Origin of the sequence: Enterobacter sp. Res13-Sevr-PEC09-46 (assembly GCF_015672585.1) — a bacterium.
Taxonomy (GTDB): Bacteria; Pseudomonadota; Gammaproteobacteria; order Enterobacterales; family Enterobacteriaceae; genus Enterobacter; species Enterobacter hormaechei_C.
This window is the reverse complement of record NZ_JADABR010000005.1, coordinates 569,784-595,550: the sequence shown is the minus strand read 5'-3', so window position 1 is coordinate 595,550 and position 25,767 is coordinate 569,784. Positions and strand designations below refer to the sequence as shown.

The window sequence follows — 25,767 nt, the reverse complement described above, 5'->3', positions numbered from 1 at the left end:
CCTCCGCCTTATTCTTTAAACGGATTGCGTGCCGCGTGGGTTTTCACGGGTGCAGTGCTGGCGGCAGGAAACGCTGGCAGTACGGCGTTGTCGCTCGGCTCGACAATACCGAGCTTTTTCTCTTCCACGCGCTGCATCTGGCGCACCCGGATCTGGTCGTATTTCTCTTTCGAGGCTGCGCTGTAGTTGTCGTCGTCACGCAGGACGGTGGTATGAATAAACACCATCAGGTTGCGTTTAGAGGTATCCTGCGAGGTGTAGCGGAACAGCTGCCCGACCAGCGGGATATCGCCGAGCAGCGGCACTTTGGAGACCGACTGTTTGGTCACATTTTCCATCAGGCCGCCGAGCACCACCGTCTGGCCACTGTGGACCATCACTTCGTTATTAATCGTGCGCGTGTTGAAGGTTGGGCCGAGGCTGGAATCTTCCGTTGCGCTGTTGTCGACGCTGGATACTTCCTGCTCAATCTTCAGGTGGATCATGTCGCCATCGTTGATTTGCGGCACAATCTTCAGCTTGGTCCCCACGGTTTTACGCTCAACCGAGTTAAAGACGTTGTCGCCGCTGGTGGTTTGCGAACCGGAAAGCACCGGCACATCCTGACCGACGTTGAACGACGCTTCTTTATTATCCAGCGTGACCACGCTTGGCGTGGAGAGGATGTCGTTTTTACCGTCGGTGGAGAGCGCGGTCACCAGCGCACCGAAATCACCGTTAAAGAAGCCGGTCGCAAGGCCCGTGAAGCTCGCCCCTTTCATGGTGCCATTTTTAATCTGGCTGATTGGCAGGCCGGTAGCGCCAAACTGCACGCCGCCGTGCTTGCTGGTCCACTGCACGCCAAGATCCAGGCCGTTGCCGTCCTGCACTTCGGCAATGATCGCTTCCACCAGCACCTGCGGACGGCGAATATCCAGCTTGTCGATCACCTTCTCCAGGGAGTTCATCACGTTAGGCTGCGCGGTGATCACCAGAGAGTTGGTCGACTCGTCGGCGGTAATGTTCAGGTCGGTTGAGGCGCTCGCGGTTTTCGCTTTGGCCGCGCCCGGCTTGTCTTTCAGCTGCTCGCCAATCCCCGTCAGCACCGGTACCACTTTGGTGGCGCTGGCATATTTGAGATAGAAGACGCGGGTGTTTCCTTCGTTATTCTGCTCGCGATCCAGCTGATGGATAAGGGAACGGGTACGCGCGCGCGCATCTTCCGAGCCGCTGATCACCAGGCTATTGGTTTCGTCATCCGCCACCACCTTGGTCGCCAGCTGCGGCGCATTCTGCCCCTTCTGCTCTTCGTTGTTGAGGTTATTCAACATATCCGAAAGCTCTTTGGCAGAGGCAAAGCGCAGCGGGATGATTTCGCGGCGCTGAATACCGTCTTTATCGACGCGCTGAACCAGATCCACCAGGCGGTTCACCACCGAGGCTTTACCGGTTAACAGCAGGACGTTGGACGGCTCAAAGTGGACCACATTCCCGATGCCGGTGGCATCGTTGAGCTGACGCAGCAGCGGGGCCAGCTCGCGAACGGGTACGTTTTCCATACGCACCACGCGGGTGATAATCTCGTCACCTTTGCCCGGGTTCTTGCTGTCTGCCAGCGGCGCACCGGCGGTACGCGCTACGCTTGAGCGCACCACTTTGACCATGCCGTTGTCCATCGGGATCACCGACAGGCCGTAGAGATCCAGCACGCTCAGGAAGAACTGGTAATACTCATCCTCCGTCAGCACGTTGTAGGTTCTGACCGAGACGGTTCCCTGGACGGACGGATCGACCAGAATAGTTTTGTTGAGATTGCGACCTACCGTATCGATAAACTCGCGAATATCAGTATTTTTAAAACTTGCGCTAAAGTTAGCTGCAAGCAGCGAACTAGAATATAACGACAATGCGGTCAGCGCCACGCACGCCCAGGGAAATTTTTTCATGTCTGCACACTTATTAATTGTTTAGAACATTAACCCGAATATTTTCAAGGTGAGCGTGACGTCGTACGATGACCTCCGCTTCTTTCATTTTCGACCAGTTGGCAATAATGCTTTTCGCTTTTGCTTCATCGGTCATATCGACAGAGTTAACCTGAATCGCCACATCGCCTTTTTCCAGACCTGACTGACTGTAAAAGGCGGAGGCATTCCTTGGGTTTATCCTGTAGCCTTCCAGTCGGCCTTTTTCAATGATGGGTTTTAACACCAGATAATCATCAAGATGCACACTCTCTGCGCCAGCATCTTTCGTCGATTTTGTAACCGGGCCGCTCTCCACGCCCCCCTTAAAATAGTCCGGTTTATTTAACGCCAGTACCTGCGTAGCACCTTCATAATTAACCACCACATTATCTTTGTTTATTTCCTGAATAAATGCGTCGTTAAACCCGGCGAGCGGTTCACCCTCGCGGTAGCTTCGCTGGCCGCCCGGGGTTTTGATGACAGCGAAGGAGAGCCAGGCGTCATCACTGCGCACAATGCCTTCAATCTCCGCCGCCAGCGGGGGTTTTGCCGCAGCCGATAAGTTCTCCTGACGGACGGCAGCCGTAAAAAGCGTGAAGGGTTTGTCTTCGCGCGTTTTTTTCAGCGGCTGTAGGTCAGAATTAGCAAACTTATTCATAACTTTTTTATAATCTTTAAAGGTGAGATAGCCTTGCTGGCCACAAAAAATGAGCAGCAAAAACATAATACAAGGCGTTATCCACCGTGACAGAAATGAGAACCTCATTTTTTATCCGGCCTATAGCAAAGCAAAAATAAGCAGCGTCATACTGCGCCAATATGGAGGAAAATAGTAATAAGCTGTTGCAAACGCGACCACTGACTTCGCCACCAACTTTCATAAAGAAAAATATTGACCGTATAAATTCCAGATGTTAGGCGCAGCCGGCTGGATATTTTTACTCTGTCTGCAAATTGACCGCTCAGGGGCATTACCTTACTTTCTGCTGCTGTTGCTATTCCTAATCAGAGACGGTAAGTCGTTATGTATCAGAGCCACTTTAATTTTAAAAATCCGCCATTCAGGACAATCACCCGTTTATCCGGTGATTTTCTGGTGCCTTATCATCAGGACGTGTTCAACCTGCTGAAAGAGAAAACCCAGCTGGCGGGAATTATCGGGCTTTTTTGCGACGACGCTCCGCTTCTGGGTCAGTTCATCGACGCGCTGAAAGCCAGCAACCATACCGTTCTTGCCATCAACGCGTTTCCCAAACTGAGTGCCAGTAGCCTGCTGTACAAACTCAACCCGGGAACGAAAGTGATTAAAGATCGCATGCAGGCAGTGGATGCCGTCCTGCGCCAGTGGCAGGAGGGGAAAGCAAAATCCAGAGTGCTGACGATCGCCCATGCCGAAGCCATGAAGGAGAGCTGCCGTGAAGTCCTGGGAACGCTGCTCACGCGCGCCCAGGAGCTGAACTTCCGGCTCGCCGTGGTACTGACGGGCACTGCGGATCAGGAGATCCTGCTAAAGCAACCTGAACTGCGCGAATATACGCACACGCATCATGCCCTGCGCCCCCTGACCTGCCGCGAATACCTGAGCTATGTACAGGCCCAGTGCGAAGAACACGGCTGCGAAAACTCGCCGTTGCCGCCTGCCCGCGTGCGTAAAATGCACACGCTAACCAAAGGCAACATCAGCAAACTGAACGCGCTGGCGCACCTGTCAATGCTCGCCGCCTGGACGGAACGCGCGGCGCAGGTCAGCCCACGTCATTTACGTCTGGCGGCGGGAGAGATCCTGCCCGCCCAAAAACATGGTAAGCGCCTGGCGACCGTGGGGCTGTTTGCGTCCGTGCTGTTTGCCGCCTGTGGCTGGTATTTGACCTCATCGATCGGCGCACGCCTGCCGATCCAGCTCCCGGTGCCCGTCAGCTGGAAACAGCAATCGCTAAAAGTCGAAGCGCCCGTAGTGCCGGTTATCGACAACGAAATAGTTAATCAGCCGGATGCGATGCATCAGCTGTATCTCATGTGGGGGTATGACGCCTCGGCCGAAGATGCGTTGTGCCAGAACGCCGCCAAAGTGAACCTGATGTGTAAACAGGGGAATGCGTCGCCGGAGACGCTGGCGCAGGGAGGGTATCCGTGGGTCAGTGAACTGAAAACCAGCGGCCATCTTAACTATGCGGTGGTCGCCAGGGTCGGGGACACGTCCATTGACCTGTTAATGAATAACCGGACCTGGCAGGTGAGCCGCAGCTGGTTTAACCGGCACGCGACCGGCAACTTCACCCAGTTGCACCGCCTGACGCCTGAAGGTAAAGATGCGATCGGCGCGACCAGCGACAGCAAAGACATGGCCTGGCTGGATCAACAATTAAGCCTGGCGCTGAGCCAGCCTGAAACGCATGCCCGGATCTGGACCGCAGAGATGATGAAACGCACCCGCGAGTTTCAGCAAAAAATGCATCTGCACGTGGATGGCATCCCCGGGGAAGATACGCTGATGCAGCTGATGCGCGTGACCAACAGCGCGCCGGGCGTACTGATTCAGGCCACCCGCACCACCCCGGACGCGAAAATGCAGGAGAAGAAAGCCTAATGTCGACCATCTGTCTTGCGGCCCAGCGCAGCTATACAACCGGGGAAGCGGTCTGGTTTTCGTACCGTCTCCCCAGCCTGAAAAACATATTCGGCAAAACGGCGTTATGGCTGGTCGGGCTTTGCGCCATGCTGGTTGTCGGCCTGTATATGCACATCTACTGGAACCTGCGCCACCCGGCACCTGAACCGGTCAACGCCAGCGTTGCGAAACCGGAAACGCAGCTTTCGGATATGCATTACGTGTACGTGAGTAAACCGTTCCCGCATCCGCAGCCTAAAGCTGCGCCAGTGCCTGTTGATGTTCCACCGATGCAGGATCTGCCGATCAACAGTGATGATGGCGACTGGCAGCAGGCGCCCGACGGCGTGGTGCCGCACGACACCTCGCGGGAGACTTTACCCGGAACCGAGGCGCATGAGCACGATACCGCTCCCGCCAGCACGGGCAGTGAAGAGTCATCATTAACGGAATTATTTAAACAGGCGCTAAAAGAGCAGGAGCAGGATTATTCTCAAGGAAAAATTCCCGCGCCGCCGGTTGACGAAACGCAGGATAATTCACAAGCCAGTGTAAAAAACAGTGGAAATAGCCGTTCTCCTTTCAGTGAAAAAGGAGACGGCGGGAGCAGGTATTAATATTTTTCAGGCAGTGCGGTAAGGTTAAGCAGTCGACCTTTTTCCACCACAATATATTGACCCTTTTTCAGATCGGAGAGGATTTTAATAATAGTGCTACGTGCCAGGTTAGTGTATTCCTGAATGTAATCATAAACGTTAATATCACGCTGTTGTTGAACAATCAGGTCGTTAATCTCATATAAAAATTCGCGGACAACGGAATACGCACTGCGGGCAACCAGAACATCATCACGTTTGCTCAGCATGCAGATGTACCAGGAAAGGACTTTGGTCAGTTCTGGCCACAGATTTTTTTCGGTCATCAGCTGGGCGAAGACCTCTTTCTTGATCGAGCGAACAACCGTATTCGTCCGAACAAGGCCGTACATATGGGTGGCGTTGTAATACATTGACGACAGGCCGAAAATGCATTGCCCGGTGACGGTGAACATGCACAGTTCGTCAGATTCACGTCGAAATTCGACTTCACCGCTGACGATAATATGAATATAGCCGGAATCAGAGGTGGAAATTTTCTGCCATTTTTTTAACGTTCTTTCTTCAACGCCTGAGGTTGCAGAAATGATCTTTTCCATTTCATGTTGCGGACGTAATTTTTTTCCATAGATGCTTAACATTGTTATACCCGATTTAAGATGTGATTTTTAAAAAGAATGGCCACGGTGTTGTTACCGAGCCATAAATATTTTTCCTGATGAAAACGTCAAGAATAAACAAAAAAAGAGTGAAGCTTTTTATTAATTCGCCAAATTACTTAGCGCGCTATGTGTCCATCTTAAATCCGGATAATTTTAAGTCAATTAACTAAAAATGAAATGAGTTTGTACTTAGGATTAATCTGATAGGAACTTACGAAAATATACTCATTCGGGGGTAGTCCGAAGGTTTACCCCTGCCCGTATTTCTCTAAAAGTGCTTCGGCAATCGCCATGGTTTCCACATCCGCTACGCCATTCCATAACTGCGGACGGAAATGCATCTGGAAAACCATGATGATGCGTTTTTGCTGTTCGGGCGTACTGTTTTCTGGCACTTCGTAACCGTAGCGCGCCAGCAAATCGAGCAGTACTGCGGTATCAACCTGCTGATAATGCGGTCGCCCGTTGATATAAAAATCTACGCGCGCCGGATCAGGCCAGGCTCCGATACCCTGCTGCGCCAGTTCGCGCCACGGAAACAGTGGCCCAGGATCGTCTTTACGCTGCGGGGCGATATCCGAGTGTGCCACCACGTTCTGCGGTTTAATGTCGTAGCGGGCGATGATGTCTCTGGCAAGCGGGATCAGCGCCGCAATTTGCCCCGGTTCGAAGGGGGTAAAGGTTTTCACGTCACCGGTTTTCCGCCAGCCGCGGTTTTCCAGCTCAATGCCGACGGAGGTATCATTTATGCGGTTGGTGCCACGCCAGAAGCTGATGCCCGCATGCCAGGCCAGTTCGCTCTCCGGGACCAGCTGCCAGATACGCGGTTTGCCCTGCGGAGCTGGCGGCTTTGCGGGGATGAGATAGTGAGAGCTGACGTTTTTATCGGTCAGGGTCGCAAGCGAGGTGTCGAAATCATCGGCGGTGTAGTGAATAACCAGCACCTTTATACGCGGGTAGGCCGCCTGCGCCTGATGGCGCGTATCCAGCTCGTAGGCGCCTTTATCAACAATGCCCTCTTCCGAGGCGCATCCTGCCAGCAACATCGCCAGCAGGAGGGTTGAGAGCGAACGCTTCATCGACGGGTCTTCACCGCCGTGCCGCTTACGCTCACCATTAGCATGCTGGCATCTTTCCCGACCGTTTCGTAGTCGATATCAATGCCCACCACCGCATCCGCGCCCAGCGCTTTGGCCTGCTCGCCCAGCTCCTTAAACGCAATGTCACGCGCTTTACGCAGCTCTTTCTCGTACGCGCCGGAGCGTCCGCCGACGATATCCCGAATGCCGGCAAAGAAATCGCGGAAAATGTTGGCGCCCAGAATCGCCTCACCGGTGACCACGCCGCAGTACTCGGTAATCGGTTGACCTTCCAGGGTTGGCGTTGTTGAAAATTGCATACTTTCTCTCCTTCTTTAGCGTTCAATGCGTTAGCGACAGCATTATCGGTTCGTTACGCTATGATTGAAAGGATAGTTAATAAATAAGGAAATCAACATGCGCTACTCTGCTTTAACGCTTTTAGTGCCATGCGCGCTGGTGCTCAGCGCCTGCACAACGCCGGTCACGCCAGCCTTTAAGGATATCGGAACCCGCAGCGGCCCTTGTATTGAGGGTGGCCCGGATGCCGTGGCGCAACAATTTTATGATTACCGTATTCAGCATCGCGGTAATGACCTGACCGCCCTGCGCCCGTACCTGAGCGATAATCTGGCGAAACTGCTCACCGACGCTTCGCGCGATCCGCAGCACAACGCCCTGCTGTCATCCGCTCCGTTCTCCAGCCGCGCCACGCTGCCGGACAGCGCCGACGTTGCCAGCGCGTCCACCATACCGAATACCGACGCACGCAATATTCCCCTGCGCGTGAAGCTCACCCAGGGGACGCAAACATGGCAGGATGAGGTTCTGATGATCCGTGAAGGCCAGTGCTGGGCAATAGACGATGTGCGCTACATTGGCGGCAGCGTTCATGCCCCGGCGGGCACCCTTCGCCAGTCGATTGAGAACCGCTAACGCCTCCGTTAAATAAACGTTAACCCCGTAAAATGTCCGGCATTTCCTGCGGAATGCCGACATTTATACTCGCCCCCCATTCCCGTCGCTATTTTGTGCTATGTTTAAGAGTAAATACGGGTTATATTTAACTTTTAACGCAGAAATATTGCATAACTATTCTGTCAACGGTACTATCTGCGGCCTCAATTGCTATAGATTGCCTGGATGAGTAAAGACTGCCCCGATGAGTATTAAACTAAACGGCATTAACTGCTTCTACGGCGCACACCAGGCGCTGTTCGACATTACGCTGAGTTGCCCGGAGGGCGAAACGCTGGTTTTGCTCGGCCCAAGCGGCGCGGGAAAAAGCTCCCTTCTGCGTGTTCTTAATCTGCTTGAAATGCCCCGTTCGGGGACGCTGGCCATCGCCGGTAACCATTTTGACTTCGCGAAAACCCCGTCTGATAAAGCGATTCGTGAACTGCGTCAAAACGTGGGCATGGTTTTCCAGCAATACAATCTCTGGCCGCATCTGACGGTGGTGCAAAACCTGATTGAAGCCCCGTGCCGCGTGCTTGGCTTAAGCAAAGACCAGGCGATGGCGCGTGCGGAAAAGCTGCTGGAACGTCTGCGTCTGAAACCGTACAGCGACCGGTATCCTTTACACCTCTCTGGTGGTCAGCAACAGCGTGTGGCGATCGCCCGTGCGCTGATGATGGAGCCGGCGGTGCTGCTGTTTGACGAGCCAACCGCGGCGCTGGACCCGGAAATTACCGCCCAGATCGTGAGCATTATTCGTGAGCTGGCGGAAACCAACATTACCCAGGTCATCGTGACCCACGAGGTGGAAGTGGCGCGCAAAACCGCCAGCCGCGTGGTCTATATGGAAAACGGGTATATCGTTGAGCAGGGTGACGCGAGCTGCTTCACTAACCCGCAAACCGATGCCTTCAAAAACTACTTATCACACTAATGTGTTAGGGAAATTATAATGAAAAAAGTATTGATTGCCGCGCTGCTTGCTAGCGTCAGCCTTTCCGCTACCGCAGCCCAGACCATCCGTTTCGCCACTGAAGCGTCCTACCCTCCGTTTGAATCCATTGATGCGAACAACAAGATTGTTGGCTTCGACGTGGACCTGGCAAACGCCCTGTGTAAAGAGATCGACGCGACCTGTACCTTCAGCAACCAGGCGTTCGACAGCCTGATCCCAAGCCTGAAGTTCCGCCGTATCGACGCCGTAATGGCCGGAATGGACATCACTCCGGAGCGTGAAAAGCAGGTTCTGTTCACCACCCCTTACTATGACAACTCGGCCCTGTTCATCGGTCAGAAAGGTAAATACGCCTCCGTTGACCTGCTGAAAGGCAAGAAAGTCGGCGTGCAGAACGGCACCACGCACCAGAAATTCATCATGGATAAGCATCCGGAAATCACCACCGTGCCGTATGACAGCTACCAGAATGCGAAGCTGGACCTGCAAAACGGTCGTATCGATGCGGTGTTCGGGGACACGGCTGTCGTGACCGAATGGCTGAAAGCGAACGACAAGCTGGCCGCCGTGGGTGACAAGGTGACCGATAAAGACTACTTCGGTACAGGTCTGGGTATTGCCGTACGTCAGGGCAATACCGAGTTGCAGCAGAAATTCAACGCTGCGCTGGAAAAAGTGAAGAAAGACGGCACCTACGAAACCATCTACAAAAAATGGTTCCAGAAGTAATTCCTGATGAATGAAATTTTTCCTTTAGCAAGCGCCGCCGGGATGACCGTCGGCCTTGCCGTTTGTGCACTGATTATCGGCCTCGTACTGGCGATGTTCTTTGCGGTGTGGGAGTCCGTTAAGTGGCGCCCTGTCGCATGGCTCGGTTCAGGGCTGGTGACTGTGCTGCGTGGACTGCCGGAAATTCTGGTGGTCCTGTTTATCTATTTCGGCTCCTCACAGCTGCTGTTAACGCTGTCGGACGGCTTCACGATTAATCTCGGCTTTGCGCAGATCCCGGTGCAGATGCAGATTGAGAACTTCGACGTCAGCCCGTTCCTGTGCGGCGTGATTGCGCTCTCCCTGCTCTATTCGGCCTATGCGTCACAAACGCTGCGCGGAGCGCTGAAGGCGGTACCGCAGGGTCAATGGGAATCCGGCCAGGCGCTGGGTCTGTCGAAAGCGGCGATCTTCTTCCGCCTGGTGATGCCGCAGATGTGGCGTCATGCCCTGCCAGGGCTGGGTAACCAGTGGCTGGTACTGCTGAAAGATACCGCGCTGGTGAGCCTGATCAGCGTGAACGATTTGATGTTGCAAACAAAAAGTATCGCCACCCGTACGCAGGAGCCGTTTACCTGGTACATCGTCGCGGCGGCTATCTACCTGGTGATCACGTTGCTGAGCCAGTACGTTCTGAAGCGTATTGATTTGCGCGCAACGCGTTTTGAACGGAGACCAGGCTGATGCTGGATTATTTACCCGAACTGATGAAAGGGCTGCACACCAGCCTGACGCTGACCGTCGCGTCTATCATCGTGGCGCTGATCCTGGCGCTGATCTTCACCATCGTCCTGACGCTGAAAACGCCGGTGCTGGTGTGGATTGTACGTGGCTACATTACGCTCTTTACCGGAACGCCGCTGCTGGTGCAGATCTTCCTGATTTACTACGGCCCGGGCCAGTTCCCGTCGTTACAGGAATATCCGGTTATCTGGCATCTGCTCTCTGAGCCATGGCTCTGCGCCCTGATTGCCCTCTCCCTGAACAGCGCGGCCTATACCACGCAGCTGTTCTACGGTGCCATTCGCGCGATCCCGGAAGGCCAGTGGCAGTCCTGCGGGGCTCTGGGCATGAGCAAGAAGGATACGCTGGCGATCCTGCTGCCTTATGCCTTTAAGCGCGCCCTCTCTTCCTATTCCAACGAAGTCGTGCTGGTGTTCAAAAGTACCTCCCTGGCCTACACCATCACCCTGATGGAAGTGATGGGCCACGGACAACTGCTGTACGGACGCACCTACGACGTGATGGTGTTCGGTGCGGCGGGTCTGGTCTATCTGGTGGTCAACGGTCTGCTGACCCTGATGATGCGTCTTATCGAGCGTAAGGCGCTGGCGTTTGAGCGCAGAAATTAATCGACTTAATGCATAAAGCTGATTTCGTAGTGCGGGTAACCTGATGGGTTACCCGCATTTTTTTATGCATTAAATAATATTTAATCATATTTATTGCATATAAATTCATTGAGTGGCATTGTACATCCATGCCGCAGACACGGCGCATAATGACAAGATTGACAGACGGGAGCATTACAATGAAAAAGTTAGTTCTGGCCGCATTACTCGCAACCTTCGCCGCTGGCGCATCCGCCGCCGATAAAATCAATTTCGGCGTTTCTGCCACCTATCCGCCGTTTGAATCGCTGGATGCCAGCAACCAGATCGTCGGCTTCGACATCGACCTGGCGAAAGCGCTGTGCAAGCAGATGCAGGCCGACTGCACCTTTACTAACCACGCATTTGACAGCCTGATCCCGTCCCTGAAATTTAAAAAGTACGACGCGGTGATCTCCGGCATGGACATCACGCCAGAGCGCAGCAAGCAGGTCGCGTTCACCGACCCGTACTACGCGAACTCTGCGGTGGTGATTGCGAAGAAAGGGGCTTATAAATCTTTCGACGAGCTGAAAGGCAAGCGCATCGGCATGGAGAACGGCACCACGCACCAGAAATACCTCCAGGACAAGCATCCTGAAGTGAAAACCGTGGCCTACGACAGCTACCAGAACGCCATTATCGACCTGAAAAATGGCCGTATTGATGGCGTATTTGGCGACACCGCGGTCGTGAATGAGTGGCTGAAAACCAACCCGCAGCTGGGTACAGCGACGGAGAAAGTGACCGATCCGCAGTATTTCGGCACTGGCCTCGGTATTGCCGTGCGTCCGGATAACAAGGCTCTGCTTGAGAAACTGAACGGCGCGCTGAAAGCGATCAAAGCTGACGGCACATACCAGAAAATCAGCGAGCAGTGGTTCCCGCAATAACCTTTTTTGCCGGGTGACCTGGCCTACGGGGGTGGTCTGTAGGCCGGGTAAGGCGAAGCCGCCACCCGGCAATTTCTTAAAGCGGCACAAAGAACCTGAACCGTGCCCCGCTCACGGACTCCATCAGCCTGATCCCCCCGCCGTGCAGCTCCAGCATTCTTTTCACGATTAACAGCCCTAACCCGCCCCGGTGCTCCCGCGAGGCCTGTGGATTTAACGCTGACGGACGCTGGAACAGATCGTCCCGTAATGCGGCATCAACACCCGTTCCGCTGTCGGCCACTTCAACCTGTAACCGGTCGTTCTCCTGCCACACCGCCAGACGAATGTCTCCACCTGCTGGGGTATGGCGTATCGCATTATCCAGCAGATTCGTCACCACCCGTTCAATCATGGAAACATCGGCCAACACCTGCGGCAGCGGACCCGGGACGTCAATGTGCAGATTTAACTCACGCGTGCGGGCAGCGAGTTCAAACTTTTGCGCCACGTCGGAAATCAGTTCAGCCATGGCAAAACGCTCGCGCTGGGGCTTGATGCCGCCGTGCTCAAGACGCGCCAGCTCGAACAGCTGCTGCGACAGATGGCGTACCTTTTGCCCCTGACGCAGCGCGGTAGCGAGGTACTGCTGATGCTCCTGCGGCGACAGCGTTGCGGATTTCAGCGACAGCGTTTCCAGATAACCCAGCAGCGACGTCAGCGGGGTGCGTAAGTCGTGCGAAATGTTGGCGATAAACTCCCGGCGCTGGCGGTCGCTGTCGGCCAGCCGATCCCACTGAGAGGTGATTTTGCGCGCCAGCTCGATAAAGGTATTGCGCAGGGTCGCCACTTCATCCTGGCCGGCAGGCTCAAGTGGCTGGGCCGCCAGCTGCTTAATCGCGCTGATGCTGTCCTGCTCCAGCCCGGCCACGTCCAGCGTGAGCTCTTTAACCGGGCGCATCACCCAGTACCAGAGCAGCAACCCCGCCAGCAGACCAAACAGTGCCACCAGCAGCATCGACCACAGCGCCGTACTCCAGAGCGCTTTGTGCCAGGCCATCTCCGCCAGCGCGTTGGACTCCTCCCCCTGCAAAATAATGTACAGATACCCCTTCAGCTCACCGTCCTGCCGCAGCGGGGTGGCGCTGAAGACTTTCTTATTCTGGCTTCGGGGATCGTCGCCAAACACCGGCATCACCGTCCCGCTGAGGAAATTCTGTATCGGCACGAGGTCAATTTTTTGCCGCTGAATGTGCCCTGGCGGGGCGGCATCGGCCAGGATATCGCCATCTGGCGAGACAACATACAGCTCGACGCTCGGATTAAAGGTCATCAGCCGGTCGAACAGCGGTTTTAAGGCGCTGCGATCCACCCTGCCCTGCGTATCCAGAATCGCTTCCCGCTGCACAATCTGCTGCGCCAGCCCGCCGGAGAGCCGCTGCACCATCGCATTGCCGTACTGCATGCTACTGTAGAGCTGCACCGCACAGGCGACGGTGGCGCAGAGCAGCAGTAACGCCGTAAACAGCAGCGTCAGGCGCTGGCTCAGGCTAAAGCGACGCATCATGATTCTGCTCCGCAAATTTGTAGCCTTTGCCCCAGACGGTGCGAACGATCTCCGGCTCGGCGGCATCTTTCTCTATTTTAATGCGCAGGCGGTTAATGTGGGTATTGACGGTGTGTTCGTAGCCTTCGTGCTGATACCCCCATACCTGCTCCAGCAGTGCCAGCCGCGAAAAGACCTCTCCGGGATGGCGGGCAAAGAAATAGAGCAGTTCAAATTCGCGCGGGGTGAGATCGACGTGTTGGCCGTTAAGGCGCACGGTGCGCGCCAGCGGATCGATAGTCAGTCCGTGCGCCTGAATAATGCCGTCCGTCTGCGCCTGGCCCATCGCCTGCTGACGGCGAAACAGCGCCTTAATGCGGGCAATCAGCTCCTGCACCGAGAAAGGTTTTGCCAGATAATCATCCGCCCCGGTTTCCAGGCCGGTAATACGGTCAGTTTCACTGCTGCGGGCGCTAATGATGATAATGGGCAGGTAGCGGGTCATCTGGCGGATACGGCGGCAAATCTCCAGACCATCAACATTCGGCAGCATCAGATCGAGGATGACCGCGTCCCACGGCTGTGTTTCAAGACGCTGTAAGGCGTTGCCCCCGTCGGGCTCGTGGGTAATGGCGTAGCCTTCATCTTCCAGATTAAGACGCAGGAGTGCCGCGATATCGTGGTCGTCTTCTACCAGCAGGATCTGCTTCATGGGTAAGCCTTCAATTATTTGTTATGACGTAAGCTTACCTGATTTCGAGCGGGGGAAGAGTTCACATTTTGTTGAACATTGTGCGGGGTTTATGCCGGGTGGCGGCTTCGCCTTACCCGGCCTGCGCTTTGGTTAACAACGTGAGCTGACAGGCTATTTTGCCGACCAGTTGAAAGCGCCACGCTGGCTTAAAACAGAGACGGGAGTCGCATTACTGGGTTGAGCAAACAAAGCCGGGTGGCGGCTACGCCTTACCCGGCCTACTCCGGATCGTAGGCCCGGTAAGCGCAGCGCCACCGGGCGATGTTGAGGATTAGCGCGTTTTCACCAACAACGTCAACACTTCATAATGGGCGGTATGGGGGAACATATCGAAAAGCTGAACGCGCGCAATGCGGTAGCCCGGCAGGCTGGCGATATCCTTCGCCATGGTCTGCGCGTTACAGCTGGAGTAGACAATGTACTCCGGCGCCATCTGGCTCAGGTAGTCGCAGAGCGCCTGGCCGATACCCCGGCGCGGCGGGTTCACCAGCACCAGCTCCGGCACGTTGCCCTGCCCGGTCGCGAACTGCGTGGAGTCCAGCGCCTGGAAATGCAGATTCGTTAACCCCAGCTCCGCGGCGGACTGCTTCGCGCAGGCAATCGCTTCGGCGGAGATCTCAATGCCGGTGAGCTGCATGTCTGGCGTGGCACAGTGCAGGCCAAAGCCGCCGACGCCGCAGAACAGATCCCACATGTGATGAACCTGTAACGCACGCACCCAGTCGCGCGCGGTGGCGTACAGCGCGCTGGCGACGGTGGGGTTAGTCTGGAAGAAGCTTTGCGGACGGATCCACAGCGGCACGCCGTTGAAGCTCTCCGCCAGCGCATGCTGTTCGGTGAAGAAGATCTCTTTCTCCCCTTCCATGATCGCCATATGCACCGGCTGAATATTTGCGGTGATAACCTTAATCTGCGGAAGCTGTTCCTGCAACCCCGGAAGCGCCGCGCGCAGCTGCTCCAGCTTGTTTTCCGAACGCAGCACAAAGCGCAGCATCATCCCGCCGTCGATCTGGCTTTCGGTCAGCAAAAGGTATTTCAGCTCGCCGCGCCTGCGGGCAACGTTATAGGGCGTTAACCCCGCCCGGGCGATAAACGGTTTCAGCGCGCTAAACACCGGCTCAAACGAGGCGGGATATAGCGGGCAGTCGGTTAAATCTTCCGGGGTGCCGTCGCGGTGCAGCATCCCCAGCAGCGGCTTTTCAACGCTGCCGCTGACCACCATTTTGGCTTTATTGCGAAAGCCCTGTTCCGGGCCACTGACGGGTGCGCACCACTCGCCCACCGCGTGTGCTGTCAGCAGCTGTTGCAGGTCGGCCATTTTGGCGGTGAGTTGTTGAGAGACCGGCTGTTCTATCCACTGACAGGAGCGGCAGCGTCCGGCGTCATAGAGTGCGCACTGCATATGAAAACCTTAAGAAACACGAGGGCTGCGATTATACACATTATTGCAGGCGGAAAAACCGCCGACTGGAAGCCGGGAGATAAAGCAGGCAGAGCACCAGCATATCCGGCAGTTTTTGCATCACCAGTGAATGGAAAATCTCGCGTCGCGACTCACCGGGTATGCTGAACAGCTCCGGATAGCCATAGCCCAGCGAGGCGGCCCACAGGTAGCCTGCGGCGGTGATCTGCGTAAGCAGATACACCCAGCGCGCCCAGTTACGTCCTTTCACCAGCGAGAACGCACAGTAGATCTCAATAAACACCAGCATCAGGCTGCTGAGAAACACCAGCGTCAGATTCCACGTCTGCGCGCTGCGGTGAATAAATTCCCCCATTCCGCGCGGACCCAGCGTGTTCATTATCATCAGCACATCCAGGCAGCGGATCATAATAATGGCGAGCGCCGCCACCTGCACCAGTGCAGGGACGTTCGGACGAGCGTGCGAATGACGTGTTTTTTGTAAGAATCCCAATGTTTTTACTTCCCTGAAAAACAGTGCCGCGTCATACGCGGCACATCACTGGAAATAGTAATTCCTTCAGCCGCGTCTTGCACGCTGGATATCGCGCACACGCTGTTTTTCCGCGCGCGCCATCAAATACCAGGCGATAAATCCGACAATTCCGACCACGCCAAGGATGATGGACGCCAGGGCGTTGATCTCCGGATTCACCCCCATCCGCACGCTGGAGAAGACCAGCATCGGCAGCGTCGTCGCGCCCGGCCCCGACACAAAGCTGGCGATAACCAGATCGTCGAGCGAGAGCGTGAACGCCAGCAGCCAGCCGGAGATCACCGCCGGCATAATCATCGGCAGCGTGATGATGAAAAAGACCTTCAGCGGCGTTGCGCCGAGATCCATCGCCGCCTCTTCAATGGAGCGATCCAGCTCGCGCAGCCGCGAGGAGATCACCACCGCCACATACGCCGTACAGAAGGTGACATGTGCCAGCCAGATGGTGAGCATCCCGCGATCCGCTGGCCAGCCGATGGCGTGCGCCAGCGCGACAAACAGCAGCAGTAGCGACAGGCCGGTGATGACGTCCGGCATAACCAGCGGGGCGGTGATCATAAACGCGAAACCATTCGCCCCGCGGAAACGGCCAAAGCGCACCATCACCAGCGCGGCAATCGTGCCCAGCACGCAGGCCATCGTCGCCGCCAGCGCAGCAATGGTCAGGCTCAGCCCCACCGCGCTCATCATCGCATCATCGTGGAACAGCTCGCTGTACCAGCGCGTCGACCAGCCCGCCCAGACGGTGACCAGCTTAGAGCTGTTGAACGAGTAGATCACCAGCATCAGCATCGGCGCATACAGGAAGGTAAAGCCGATAATCAGGATCGCAATTCGCCACGGGGAGCGTACTACCGGTAAGTTGTTCATCCGTGGTCTCCCATCTGTTTCTGCTGATGTTTGTGGAACCACATGATCGGCACGATCAGCAGCAGTAACATGACGATCGCCACCGCCGAGGCCACCGGCCAGTCGCGGTTATTGAAGAACTCCTGCCACAGCACGCGGCCAATCATGATGCTGTCCGGGCCGCCGAGCAGTTCCGGGATCACAAACTCCCCGACCGCCGGGATAAACACCAGCATCGATCCGGCGATGATCCCGCCTTTGGTGAGCGGCACAATGACGCTGAAGAAAGTCTTCAACGGGCGTGCGCCGAGATCCAGCGAGGCTTCCACCAGCGAGTAATCAATACGCGTCAGCGCCGTATAGATCGGCAGCACCATAAACGGCAGATAGGCATAGACAATCCCGATATACACCGCAAGGTTGGTGTGCAGGATCGTCAGCGGCTGGTCGATCACCCCAAGCCACAGCAGGAAGTTATTCAGTATGCCGTTATTCTTCAGGATCCCCATCCACGCGTACACGCGGATCAGGAACGACGTCCACGACGGTAAAATGACCAACAGCAGTAAAATATTTCGCGTCGACGGCTTGCTATGCGCCACTGCCCACGCCAGCGGGTAGCCCATCAACAAGCAGCAAATCGTAGAAATAGCCGCAACCTGTAACGACTGCAAATAGGCTTCGAAATAGAGCGGATCGTCGGTCAGTTGCAGGAAATTACCGAGGTTTACGGTCAGCGTCAGCTGGCCGTCGGCCCACTCCCACAGATCGGTATACGGTGGGATCGCCCGCGCCATCTCCGCCAGGCTGATCTTAAAGACGATCAGGAACGGCAGCAGAAACAGCAGGATCAGCCAGATATAGGGCATGGCGATGACCAGCTTGCGGCCATGCGCCATCTGCATGCGCGCCAGCCAGAGCGCGAAACCGCCCGGTTTTTTGACGCGGGCTGGAGGTTCAAGTGTGCTCATGACCGCTCCTTATACCGTCAGGACTACGCAACTGTCCGCATCCCAGCAGAGGCGCACTTCGTCGCCCCAGGTTGGCTGTCCCTTGCGATACCGGTGTTCGTTCTGTAACTGGGCGCTGAGCATCTGGCCGCTTTTCAGGCGCACATGGTAAATCGACAGATCGCCGAGATAGGCAATGTGCACCACTTCGCCCACGGCAAAGTTATAGCCATCGGCGGGTGGCTCATCGCAAAGCATGATTTTTTCCGGGCGCAGGGCAACGTAAACCGGCACGTTGTCCACCACGGAGTTATCAGAATCAACCTTCAGCGGGTGCACCAGCCCCGGCGATTCAATCACCAGACCGTCTTCCTGGCGTTCCTTCAGCAGCCCTTCGAAGACGTTCACCGAGCCGATGAACTCCGCGCTGTAGCGGGTTGTCGGGTGTTCGTAAATCTCTTCCGGCTCGCCGATCTGCACGAACTTACCGCGATTCATGATCGCAATGCGCCCGGCCATGGTCATCGCCTCTTCCTGGTCGTGGGTCACCATCACGCAGGTCACCCCTACGCGCTCGAGGATATCCACCACTTCCAGCTGCATCCGGTCGCGCAGCTTTTTGTCCAGCGCGCCCATCGGCTCGTCGAGGAGTAATAATTTTGGACGCTTCGCCAGACTTCTTGCCAGCGCCACGCGCTGACGCTGGCCGCCGGAAAGCTGATGCGGCTTACGCTTCGCAAACTCCTGCATATGCACCAGGCTCAGCATCTCCGCCACGCGCGCGGTGATTTCGGCTTTCGGCAGTTTGTCCTGCTTCAGGCCGAAGGCGATGTTCTGCTCGACGGTCATGTGCGGGAACAGGGCATAGGACTGGAACATCATGTTTATGGGCCGCTGGTACGGCGGCACGCTGGAGAGGTCTACCCCATCCAGCACGATCTGCCCGGCGGTGGGCTGTTCAAAGCCTGCCAGCATACGCAGCAGTGTCGATTTGCCGCAGCCCGAGGCGCCGAGCAAAGCAAAAATTTCACCTTTGTAGATCGTCAGGCTGACATCGTCCACGGCATGCTGGCCGTCGAAGGATTTGGTGAGGTTACGAATTTCAAGAAGCGGGGTCAGCGCTTTACGGACTTTCGCCTGCGGGCGGGGGATAGCGTCATTCACGGGGTGCTCTCCGGCATAGATCAACACTGGTGCAAACGCACCGTCAGGGTGCGCATCGCCGGGCGGCGCTAACGCTTGCCCGGCCTACGGGATCTGTCGGCCCGGTAAGCGACAGCGCCACCGGGCAACGATATCAAACGCCGTTACTTACCGCTTTTCACCTTGGTCCACGCGCGGGTACGCACACGGTCAATTTTCGGTTCCTGCACTTTCAGGGTGAAGAGCTTGGCAAACACATCGGCTGGCGGATAGATCGCCGGATTATTGCGGATTTCTTCGCTCACCAGCGGCACGGAGGCCTTGTTACCGTTGGCGTAGTAGACATGGTCGCTGATGTGGGCAATCACCTCCGGACGCATCAGGTAGTTGAGGAATTGATACGCTTCCTCTTTATTTTTCGCATCAGCCGGCATCGCGAAGACGTCGAAGAACGCCAGCGCCCCCTCCTTCGGAATGAAGTAGGAAACATTTACGCCGTTTTTGGCCTCTTTCGCGCGGTTCGCCGCCTGCCAGACATCGCCCGCCCAGCCGATGGCCACGCAGATATCCCCGTTAGCCAGGTCGTTGATGTACTGAGAGGAGTGGAAGTAGCGAATATTCGGACGCAGCTTCAGGAGCAGGTCGGTTGCCGGACCGGTGTAGTCGTCGGCCTTGCTGCTGTTAGGATCTTTGCCGAGATAGTTAAGCACGGTGGCGAAAATCTCTTCCGGCGCATCGAGGAAAGAGACGCCGCAGCTTTTCAGCTTCTCGAGGTTTTCCGGCTTCAGCACCACGTCCCAGCTGTCCAGCTTGACGTCCGGGCCCAGCGCCGCTTTGACTTTATCCACGTTATAGCCAATACCGGTGGTCGCCCACAGGTAAGGCATCGCGTATTTATTCTCCGGATCGTGCTTCGCCACCAGCTTCAGCACGTCCGGATCGAGGTTTTTCCAGTTCGGTAATTTGCTCTTGTCCAGCGGCTGGAAGACACCGGCGGTCAGCTGACGCTCCAGGAAGCTTGCCGACGGCACCACCAGATCGAAACCGGTGCTGCCCGCCATCAGTTTGCCTTCCAGCACTTCGTTGGAATCGAATACGTCGTAGACAACCTTAATGCCGGTCTCTTTTTCAAAATTCGCGACGGTGTCCGGCGCAATATAGTCAGACCAGTTATAGACGTGCAGCGTTTTTTGTTCCGCAGCGAGCGTGCCGGCAGAGACGGCCATCAGAGCACCCGCAACCAGACCCGATAACCATTTTTTATTCAAGGCGATCATATTGTTATTCCTTCTGAAAGTTCGTTAACAAACGAACCAAAACTGTGCAGCCTGAAGATATGCAATAATCATGCATAGTTTGTCGCTCTGCCCGAAATAAAATACCCCCCTCTTCCCGGCAGGTTCCGCTCGCTTTTTTAAGCACCGCAAGAATAACTGTAGCCCGTGTCTCCGGCTATAGCCCAGACGAAAAAACGCCTTTTATCAATTTTTTATGCAGATTATGTCTACGTGATAAGCCGAAACGGCCGGAGAGGAGGTGAAAAACTCTTTAAAGAAAGGTTAAAAGCAGCAGAAAAAACGGTGTTATGCAGCCGCTCTGGCAGCGACTGCGCAAAAGTCAGACAGGCTTAGTGGAGAAAATTGGGAGATGCATCATTATTCTCGGCATCATCTTCCGCGCTATACAGCAGGTGATGTGCGTTGGCTTCCATCATTACCATGGAAATTTGCTCTTCGCTCAGGCGCATAAACCAGGCGAACTGCTTGAAGGAGAGCCCCGCGCCGGAGAATAAAGACTGGCAAACCACCAGCTTTGGCAGATTATCATCCTGTATGTCGAGAAACGCTTTCACCGTCAAAGAACTGGCGTTGATCGCTGACAGATCAGACGCCAGCGCCAGCAGCGCAGAAGGCTTTACTTCAGCCAGCGCCGAGAACAGGATCACGTCGTTAATCAGATCGATTTTGGCATCGAAAATGCCATCGAAATTTTGCATGTGAGGCAGATGCAGCGCCTGGCAGGAGTCGCATTCGAAGAAAGTAATACCGGCATCATCGAGCCATTGACGTAACGTATCCAGTGTAGGTACGACCTGTAAATCCATCGCTGTGCAGCCTCTTAAATAAAAACGTTGTCCAGATTACGCAAAAAGTGCGCGCCGATCCATTTAACCGCCCGTTTTCAGGCAAAATCCCGGCGTCGCATGGCGTTCAATCCATGCGATCATTTTACCTGCAATATCGACGCCTGTGGTTTTTTCCACCCCTTCCAGCCCCGGCGAGGCGTTGACTTCCATCACCAGCGGCCCGCGCCCGGCACGCAGCAGATCGACCCCCGCCACGTCCAGGCCCAGCGTCTGCGCTGCTTTCACCGCAATCTCGCGCTCGCGCTCGCTAATAAGGGCCACCCGCGCGATACCGCCGCGGTGCAGGTTAGAGCGGAAGTCGCCCTCTTTTGCCTGCCGCTCTATGGCGGCCACCACCTCATCGCCCACCACAAAGCAGCGGATGTCGCACCCGTTGGCCTCTTTAATATACTCCTGCACCAGAATATGGGCATTCAGACCGCGAAACGCGTCGATCACGCTTTCCGCCGCCTGACGCGTCTCCGCCAGTACCACCCCAATACCCTGCGTACCTTCCACCAGCTTAATAACCAGCGGCGCACCGCCCACCATGTCGATTAAATCGCTGGTGTCGTCCGGGGAGTGGGCAATCCCGGTGACGGGCAGATCGATCCCCTGGCGCGCCAGCAGTTGCAGCGAGCGCAGCTTATCGCGGGCGCGGGAGATCGCCACGGACTCGTTGAGCGGATAGCTTCCCAGCATTTCAAACTGGCGCAGCGCAGCCGTGCCGTAATAGGTTATCTGGGAGCCAATGCGGGGAATTACCGCATCAAAATGCGGGAGTTTGCGGCCTTTGTAATGAATCGACGACGCCGCAGGGTCGATGTTCATATAGCAGGACATCGGATCGAGGATTTCAATCTGATGTCCGCGTTTCGCCGCCGCTTCTCGCAGGCGTTTACATGAATAGAGCGTTCCATCCCGGGACAATATGGCAATTTTCACCCTGCACCTCTCTAAAGACATGGTAAAAGCCTGCCTATCATACACGAGGCGCAGGAGGAATGGACTACCGCGTTGCCCAGCCCTGTTTGTGCAGGTAATCGAGAATGAACGGGCGGTTCTCCTTAATGATGGTGCGACGAATATGGTCGCTCCAGGTGTCGCGGCGGTTGTTGCTGTCGCGCGTCAGATAGTAGTTCGCCAGCTCTTCATCGTATTGATGCAGAACGTCCTGGTCGACCGGCTGGTAGTGGTTTTCATGCACCAGCATCGCAGCAGGAATGCGCGGCTTCAGATCCGGGTTATCTGCCGGCCAGCCGAGGCACAGACCAAACAGCGGCAGCACGTGTTTCGGCAGCTTCAGCAGTTCCGTCACGCTTTCGATGTTGTTACGCAGCCCGCCAATATAGACGCCGCCAAGCCCCAGCGATTCCGCCGCCGTGAACGCGTTTTGCGCCATCAGCGCCGTATCCACCACGCCCAGCAGCAGCTGTTCCGCCAGCCCCAGCTCGGCCTCGGGGCAGATTTGCAGATGACGGTTAAAATCGGCGCAGAACACCCAGAACTCAGCCGCCTGGGCAACGTGCTTTTGTCCGCCCGTCAGCGTTACCAGCTGCTCACGCATCGCCGGATCGGTGATGCGGATAATGGAGCTGCACTGCAAAAAGCTGGAGCTGGAGGTGCCTCTTGCGCTGTCGATGATCGCTTCCCGCTGCGCCTGGGTAATCGGCTCATCGGTGAAATGGCGAATGGAACGGTGGGAACGAAGCAGGTCAATGGTTGGCGTCATTTTGTCTCTCTTTGTGTTGCGTAAAACGTATGGCAGCCAGTATAGGCAATGATCCACCTGATGTAATTGGCGAAACATAGCCTGACTGTATCAAAGTGACAGGTGAAACCTTCTTTCCATGACGGCAGGTTATCGTGCACTATAGGCGCCATTCGCCGTCAGGCTTGTTTTTTGAGGAGAGAGAAATGTTTGCAGTAATTTTTGGTCGTCCAGGATGCCCTTACTGTGTACGCGCGAAAGAGCTGGCAGAGAAACTGACTGAAGAACGTGATGATTTCAACTTCCGTTACGTGGATATCCACGCGGAAGGCATCACTAAAGCCGATCTGGAAAAAACCGTGGGTAAACCGGTTGAAACCGTGCCGCAGATCTTCCTCGATCAGAAACACATCGGCGGCTGCACCGATTTTGAGGCCTACGCCAAAGAACACCTGGGCCTGTTTGCGGCTCAGTAATGCGAAGACGCCCTCACCCTGAGGGCGTTTTTATTTACGGTGCTTCCGCTGTTGCAGCAGGCTGCGCGTAAATAAGAAACAGAGCGCGCCCAGCGCACACCAGAAAACGCCACTCAGTAGCCACGCCACTTCCTGCCAGACGCTTCTCGACGAGAGAAACAGCACGCGCATCAGAAGCAGGCAGAGCGGGGCCGCAAGCATTGCCCCAATAAGCGGCATCACCACCTCGCCTTTACGCGAGAGAAAACCGGCGACTACCCCCGGCAGGATGAAGAACAACAGGCCCAGCTCGGGATGACCGGACGCTCTGAAGGCGCCTTTCACGTTAAAAGCGAGCGACATGCAAACGACCGTAAACAGCAAAAAACAGCTGATTACGCCAGCCCAGTTTCGTTTAAAGTTCAAACTATCCTCCTGACTTATCTCTATCAAATACAAAAATCGTCCGGTGGACGCCCAGTCAGATAAAGCAATGCGGCAATCCTTGCCAAAGCACGCACAGAAGTCGTGCGATAATAGGTGGCTGTCGGTAGCTATTACGATTAAACTAACCGACTGCTAGTGTTTAGGGTATTTATCAGGAAGCAGGGAGATGCAAAGTGATTCCCTGACTCTGAAAACAGTAGCCCAAATAGTCCTTTCATTCAACAACTTACTGGTAAACAAGAAGTTAGCCTCCGTGAATATAAACGTCGCAGACTTGTTAAATGGGAATTACATCCTGTTATTATTTGTGGTACTGGCGCTGGGCCTTTGTCTGGGTAAATTACGCCTGGGTTCAGTTCAACTTGGTAATTCCATTGGCGTTTTAGTCGTCTCCCTGTTATTAGGTCAACAACATTTCAGTATTAACACGGACGCGCTTAACTTAGGTTTCATGCTGTTTATTTTTTGCGTAGGCGTGGAAGCCGGTCCGAACTTTTTTTCCATTTTCTTCCGAGACGGCAAAAATTACCTGATGCTGGCGCTGGTGATGGTCGGCAGCGCCCTGCTGATTGCGTTAGGGCTGGGCAAACTGTTTGGCTGGGACATCGGCTTAACGGCCGGTATGCTGGCAGGCTCGATGACCTCCACGCCGGTGCTTGTTGGCGCGGGGGATACGCTTCGTCATTCTGGCATGGCAGGCACGCAGCTTTCCTCCGCGCTAGACAACCTGAGTCTGGGCTATGCCCTGACCTATCTGATTGGTCTGGTGAGCCTGATTGTTGGCGCGCGCTATCTGCCAAAACTTCAGCATCAGGATCTTCAGACCAGCGCCCAGACCATCGCCCGCGAGCGCGGCCTGGACACGGACTCCAAACGTAAAGTTTACCTGCCGGTGATCCGCGCCTACCGCGTTGGGCCGGAGCTGGTTGCCTGGACCGACGGGAAAAACCTGCGCGAGCTGGGGATCTACCGTCAGACCGGCTGCTACATCGAACGTATCCGTCGTAACGGCATTCTGGCAAACCCGGACGGTGACGCGGTGCTCCAGATGGGCGATGACATCGCCCTTGTTGGCTACCCGGACGCCCACGCGCGTCTCGATCCGAGCTTCCGCAACGGGAAAGAGGTGTTTGACCGCGACCTGCTGGACATGCGTATCGTCACCGAAGAGATTGTGGTGAAAAACCACAACGCCGTGGGCCGCCGTCTGGCACAGCTGAAGCTGACCGACCACGGTTGTTTCCTCAACCGCGTGATCCGCAGCCAGATTGAAATGCCTATCGACGATAACGTGGTGCTCAATAAAGGCGATGTGTTGCAGGTCAGCGGCGATGCCCGACGGGTTAAAACCGTTGCCGACCGTATCGGCTTTATCTCGATCCACAGCCAGGTGACGGACCTGTTAGCCTTCTGCGCCTTCTTCATTGTCGGCCTGATGATCGGGATGATCACCTTCCAGTTCAGCAACTTTAGCTTCGGCATTGGTAACGCAGCCGGTCTGCTGTTCGCCGGGATCATGCTGGGCTTCCTGCGAGCGAACCATCCCACCTTCGGCTATATCCCTCAGGGGGCGCTGAACATGGTGAAAGAGTTCGGTCTGATGGTCTTTATGGCGGGTGTCGGATTAAGCGCCGGGAGCGGCATTGGCAACGGCCTGGGCGCGGTCGGCTGGCAAATGTTGGTTTCCGGACTTATCGTCAGCCTGGTACCGGTGGTGATCTGTTTCCTGTTCGGCGCCTACGTGCTGCGCATGAACCGCGCCCTGCTCTTCGGCGCGATGATGGGCGCGCGCACCTGCGCACCGGCGATGGAGATCATCAGCGACACCGCGCGCAGCAATATCCCGGCGCTGGGCTATGCAGGCACGTACGCAATCGCCAACGTGCTGCTGACGCTGGCGGGTACGCTGATCATCATTATCTGGCCAGGACTCGGATAAATCTCAAGTTTGCGTGTGGCTGAAAAAATTTTCGTTACGCGCAGAACTTTTTACGCAGGGTGCAGTCATAACTAGTG

Annotated in this window: 27 protein-coding genes; 10 read left to right on the top strand and 17 right to left on the bottom strand. The window is 55.6% G+C overall.

All coding sequences use genetic code 11. The annotated features are described in order from the left end of the window. Positions 1 to 8: 8 nt before the first annotated feature. Positions 9 to 1,925, bottom strand: a complete 1,917-nt coding sequence (gene gspD / locus IMQ56_RS04095; protein ID WP_015571003.1) for a type II secretion system secretin GspD — start codon at positions 1,923 to 1,925, stop codon at positions 9 to 11. A gap of 13 nt (positions 1,926 to 1,938) precedes the next feature. Next, the gene (gene gspC, locus IMQ56_RS04090; protein ID WP_017693723.1) at positions 1,939 to 2,670 is read right to left on the bottom strand and encodes a type II secretion system protein GspC; all 732 of its coding nucleotides are present in this window, start codon (positions 2,668 to 2,670) and stop codon (positions 1,939 to 1,941) included. A 300-nt stretch (positions 2,671 to 2,970) separates the two neighbouring features. On the opposite strand from gspC, the gene IMQ56_RS04085 reads away from it, so the two are divergent. Further along, on the top strand, positions 2,971 to 4,533 hold the full coding sequence (locus IMQ56_RS04085; RefSeq protein ID WP_196063703.1) for an ExeA family protein: 1,563 nt from the start codon (positions 2,971 to 2,973) through the stop codon (positions 4,531 to 4,533). Beyond that, positions 4,533 to 5,171: a hypothetical protein gene (locus IMQ56_RS04080; RefSeq protein WP_045340582.1), complete on the top strand. Its 639-nt coding sequence runs from the start codon at positions 4,533 to 4,535 to the stop codon at positions 5,169 to 5,171. Before IMQ56_RS04085 ends, IMQ56_RS04080 begins: the two co-directional genes overlap by 1 nt. On the opposite strand, the gene IMQ56_RS04075 is transcribed toward IMQ56_RS04080, so the two are convergent. From IMQ56_RS04075 to IMQ56_RS04065, 3 genes are all read right to left on the bottom strand, one after another. Further along, positions 5,168 to 5,791, bottom strand: coding sequence for a helix-turn-helix domain-containing protein (locus IMQ56_RS04075; protein ID WP_017693726.1), 624 nt, complete (start codon positions 5,789 to 5,791; stop codon positions 5,168 to 5,170). The two genes, IMQ56_RS04080 and IMQ56_RS04075, sit on opposite strands and share 4 nt — an antisense overlap. A gap of 269 nt (positions 5,792 to 6,060) precedes the next feature. Further along, entirely contained in the window at positions 6,061 to 6,891 is an 831-nt protein-coding gene (locus IMQ56_RS04070) for an N-acetylmuramoyl-L-alanine amidase (RefSeq protein WP_196063704.1), read from the bottom strand. After that, a complete protein-coding gene (locus IMQ56_RS04065) occupies positions 6,888 to 7,211 on the bottom strand; it encodes a heavy metal-binding domain-containing protein (RefSeq protein WP_003858361.1) in 324 nt (107 codons plus the stop codon). The genes IMQ56_RS04070 and IMQ56_RS04065 overlap by 4 nt, the downstream gene beginning before the upstream one ends. A gap of 97 nt (positions 7,212 to 7,308) precedes the next feature. Between IMQ56_RS04065 and IMQ56_RS04060 the strand changes: the two genes are divergently transcribed. The 6 genes from IMQ56_RS04060 (at position 7,309) to artJ (ending at position 11,834) form a co-directional block, all read left to right on the top strand. Then, positions 7,309 to 7,827: a lipoprotein gene (locus IMQ56_RS04060; protein ID WP_196063705.1), complete on the top strand. Its 519-nt coding sequence runs from the start codon at positions 7,309 to 7,311 to the stop codon at positions 7,825 to 7,827. A gap of 226 nt (positions 7,828 to 8,053) precedes the next feature. After that, positions 8,054 to 8,782: an arginine ABC transporter ATP-binding protein ArtP gene (gene artP, locus IMQ56_RS04055; protein WP_006809439.1), complete on the top strand. Its 729-nt coding sequence runs from the start codon at positions 8,054 to 8,056 to the stop codon at positions 8,780 to 8,782. Positions 8,783 to 8,800: 18 nt separating this feature from the next. Then, positions 8,801 to 9,532, top strand: a complete 732-nt coding sequence (gene artI, locus IMQ56_RS04050; protein ID WP_006174322.1) for an arginine ABC transporter substrate-binding protein ArtI — start codon at positions 8,801 to 8,803, stop codon at positions 9,530 to 9,532. 6 nt (positions 9,533 to 9,538) lie between these two features. Next, positions 9,539 to 10,255 (top strand): arginine ABC transporter permease ArtQ, encoded by a 717-nt coding sequence (gene artQ / locus IMQ56_RS04045; RefSeq protein ID WP_017693728.1) that lies wholly within the window; start codon positions 9,539 to 9,541, stop codon positions 10,253 to 10,255. Beyond that, positions 10,255 to 10,923 carry an arginine ABC transporter permease ArtM gene (gene artM, locus IMQ56_RS04040; RefSeq protein WP_003858369.1) on the top strand — a complete coding sequence of 223 codons (669 nt, stop codon included), beginning with the start codon at positions 10,255 to 10,257 and terminating at the stop codon, positions 10,921 to 10,923. The genes artQ and artM overlap by 1 nt, the downstream gene beginning before the upstream one ends. Positions 10,924 to 11,102: 179 nt before the next feature. Beyond that, on the top strand, positions 11,103 to 11,834 hold the full coding sequence (gene artJ / locus IMQ56_RS04035; protein WP_015571008.1) for an arginine ABC transporter substrate-binding protein ArtJ: 732 nt from the start codon (positions 11,103 to 11,105) through the stop codon (positions 11,832 to 11,834). 76 nt (positions 11,835 to 11,910) lie between these two features. Here artJ and IMQ56_RS04030 read toward each other — a convergent pair whose 3' ends face one another. From IMQ56_RS04030 to nfsA, 11 genes are all read right to left on the bottom strand, one after another. Beyond that, on the bottom strand, positions 11,911 to 13,380 hold the full coding sequence (locus IMQ56_RS04030; protein ID WP_196063706.1) for a HAMP domain-containing sensor histidine kinase: 1,470 nt from the start codon (positions 13,378 to 13,380) through the stop codon (positions 11,911 to 11,913). Then, positions 13,364 to 14,071 (bottom strand): response regulator transcription factor, encoded by a 708-nt coding sequence (locus IMQ56_RS04025; RefSeq protein WP_022650690.1) that lies wholly within the window; start codon positions 14,069 to 14,071, stop codon positions 13,364 to 13,366. Before IMQ56_RS04025 ends, IMQ56_RS04030 begins: the two co-directional genes overlap by 17 nt. Before the next feature lie 313 nt (positions 14,072 to 14,384). Further along, positions 14,385 to 15,515 carry a 23S rRNA (uracil(747)-C(5))-methyltransferase RlmC gene (gene rlmC / locus IMQ56_RS04020; protein ID WP_110870882.1) on the bottom strand — a complete coding sequence of 377 codons (1,131 nt, stop codon included), beginning with the start codon at positions 15,513 to 15,515 and terminating at the stop codon, positions 14,385 to 14,387. A gap of 40 nt (positions 15,516 to 15,555) precedes the next feature. Next, positions 15,556 to 16,053: a YbjO family protein gene (locus IMQ56_RS04015; protein ID WP_085929694.1), complete on the bottom strand. Its 498-nt coding sequence runs from the start codon at positions 16,051 to 16,053 to the stop codon at positions 15,556 to 15,558. A 42-nt stretch (positions 16,054 to 16,095) separates the two neighbouring features. After that, positions 16,096 to 16,941, bottom strand: coding sequence for a putrescine ABC transporter permease PotI (gene potI / locus IMQ56_RS04010; protein ID WP_003858378.1), 846 nt, complete (start codon positions 16,939 to 16,941; stop codon positions 16,096 to 16,098). Further along, on the bottom strand, positions 16,938 to 17,891 hold the full coding sequence (gene potH, locus IMQ56_RS04005; protein WP_017384875.1) for a putrescine ABC transporter permease PotH: 954 nt from the start codon (positions 17,889 to 17,891) through the stop codon (positions 16,938 to 16,940). Before potH ends, potI begins: the two co-directional genes overlap by 4 nt. A gap of 9 nt (positions 17,892 to 17,900) precedes the next feature. Then, entirely contained in the window at positions 17,901 to 19,034 is a 1,134-nt protein-coding gene (gene potG / locus IMQ56_RS04000; RefSeq protein ID WP_017384876.1) for a putrescine ABC transporter ATP-binding subunit PotG, read from the bottom strand. A gap of 143 nt (positions 19,035 to 19,177) precedes the next feature. Next, positions 19,178 to 20,290 carry a spermidine/putrescine ABC transporter substrate-binding protein PotF gene (potF, locus tag IMQ56_RS03995; RefSeq protein ID WP_015571013.1) on the bottom strand — a complete coding sequence of 371 codons (1,113 nt, stop codon included), beginning with the start codon at positions 20,288 to 20,290 and terminating at the stop codon, positions 19,178 to 19,180. Positions 20,291 to 20,640: 350 nt separating this feature from the next. Then, positions 20,641 to 21,117, bottom strand: a complete 477-nt coding sequence (locus IMQ56_RS03990; RefSeq protein WP_003858385.1) for a YbjN domain-containing protein — start codon at positions 21,115 to 21,117, stop codon at positions 20,641 to 20,643. Between the two features lie 63 nt (positions 21,118 to 21,180). Next, positions 21,181 to 22,083: a 30S ribosomal protein S6--L-glutamate ligase gene (rimK, locus tag IMQ56_RS03985; protein ID WP_017693733.1), complete on the bottom strand. Its 903-nt coding sequence runs from the start codon at positions 22,081 to 22,083 to the stop codon at positions 21,181 to 21,183. A 64-nt stretch (positions 22,084 to 22,147) separates the two neighbouring features. Continuing rightward, positions 22,148 to 22,870, bottom strand: a complete 723-nt coding sequence (nfsA, locus tag IMQ56_RS03980) for a nitroreductase NfsA (protein WP_015571015.1) — start codon at positions 22,868 to 22,870, stop codon at positions 22,148 to 22,150. A gap of 185 nt (positions 22,871 to 23,055) precedes the next feature. Between nfsA and IMQ56_RS03975 the strand changes: the two genes are divergently transcribed. Beyond that, entirely contained in the window at positions 23,056 to 23,325 is a 270-nt protein-coding gene (locus IMQ56_RS03975) for a GrxA family glutaredoxin (RefSeq protein WP_006809455.1), read from the top strand. 30 nt (positions 23,326 to 23,355) lie between these two features. Here the strand turns inward: IMQ56_RS03975 and IMQ56_RS03970 are convergent, their stop codons facing one another. Beyond that, positions 23,356 to 23,730 (bottom strand): inner membrane protein YbjM, encoded by a 375-nt coding sequence (locus IMQ56_RS03970; protein ID WP_017384878.1) that lies wholly within the window; start codon positions 23,728 to 23,730, stop codon positions 23,356 to 23,358. 274 nt (positions 23,731 to 24,004) lie between these two features. On the opposite strand from IMQ56_RS03970, the gene IMQ56_RS03965 reads away from it, so the two are divergent. Continuing rightward, positions 24,005 to 25,690: an aspartate:alanine antiporter gene (locus tag IMQ56_RS03965; protein WP_026080732.1), complete on the top strand. Its 1,686-nt coding sequence runs from the start codon at positions 24,005 to 24,007 to the stop codon at positions 25,688 to 25,690. The last annotated feature ends 77 nt before the right edge of the window (positions 25,691 to 25,767 follow it).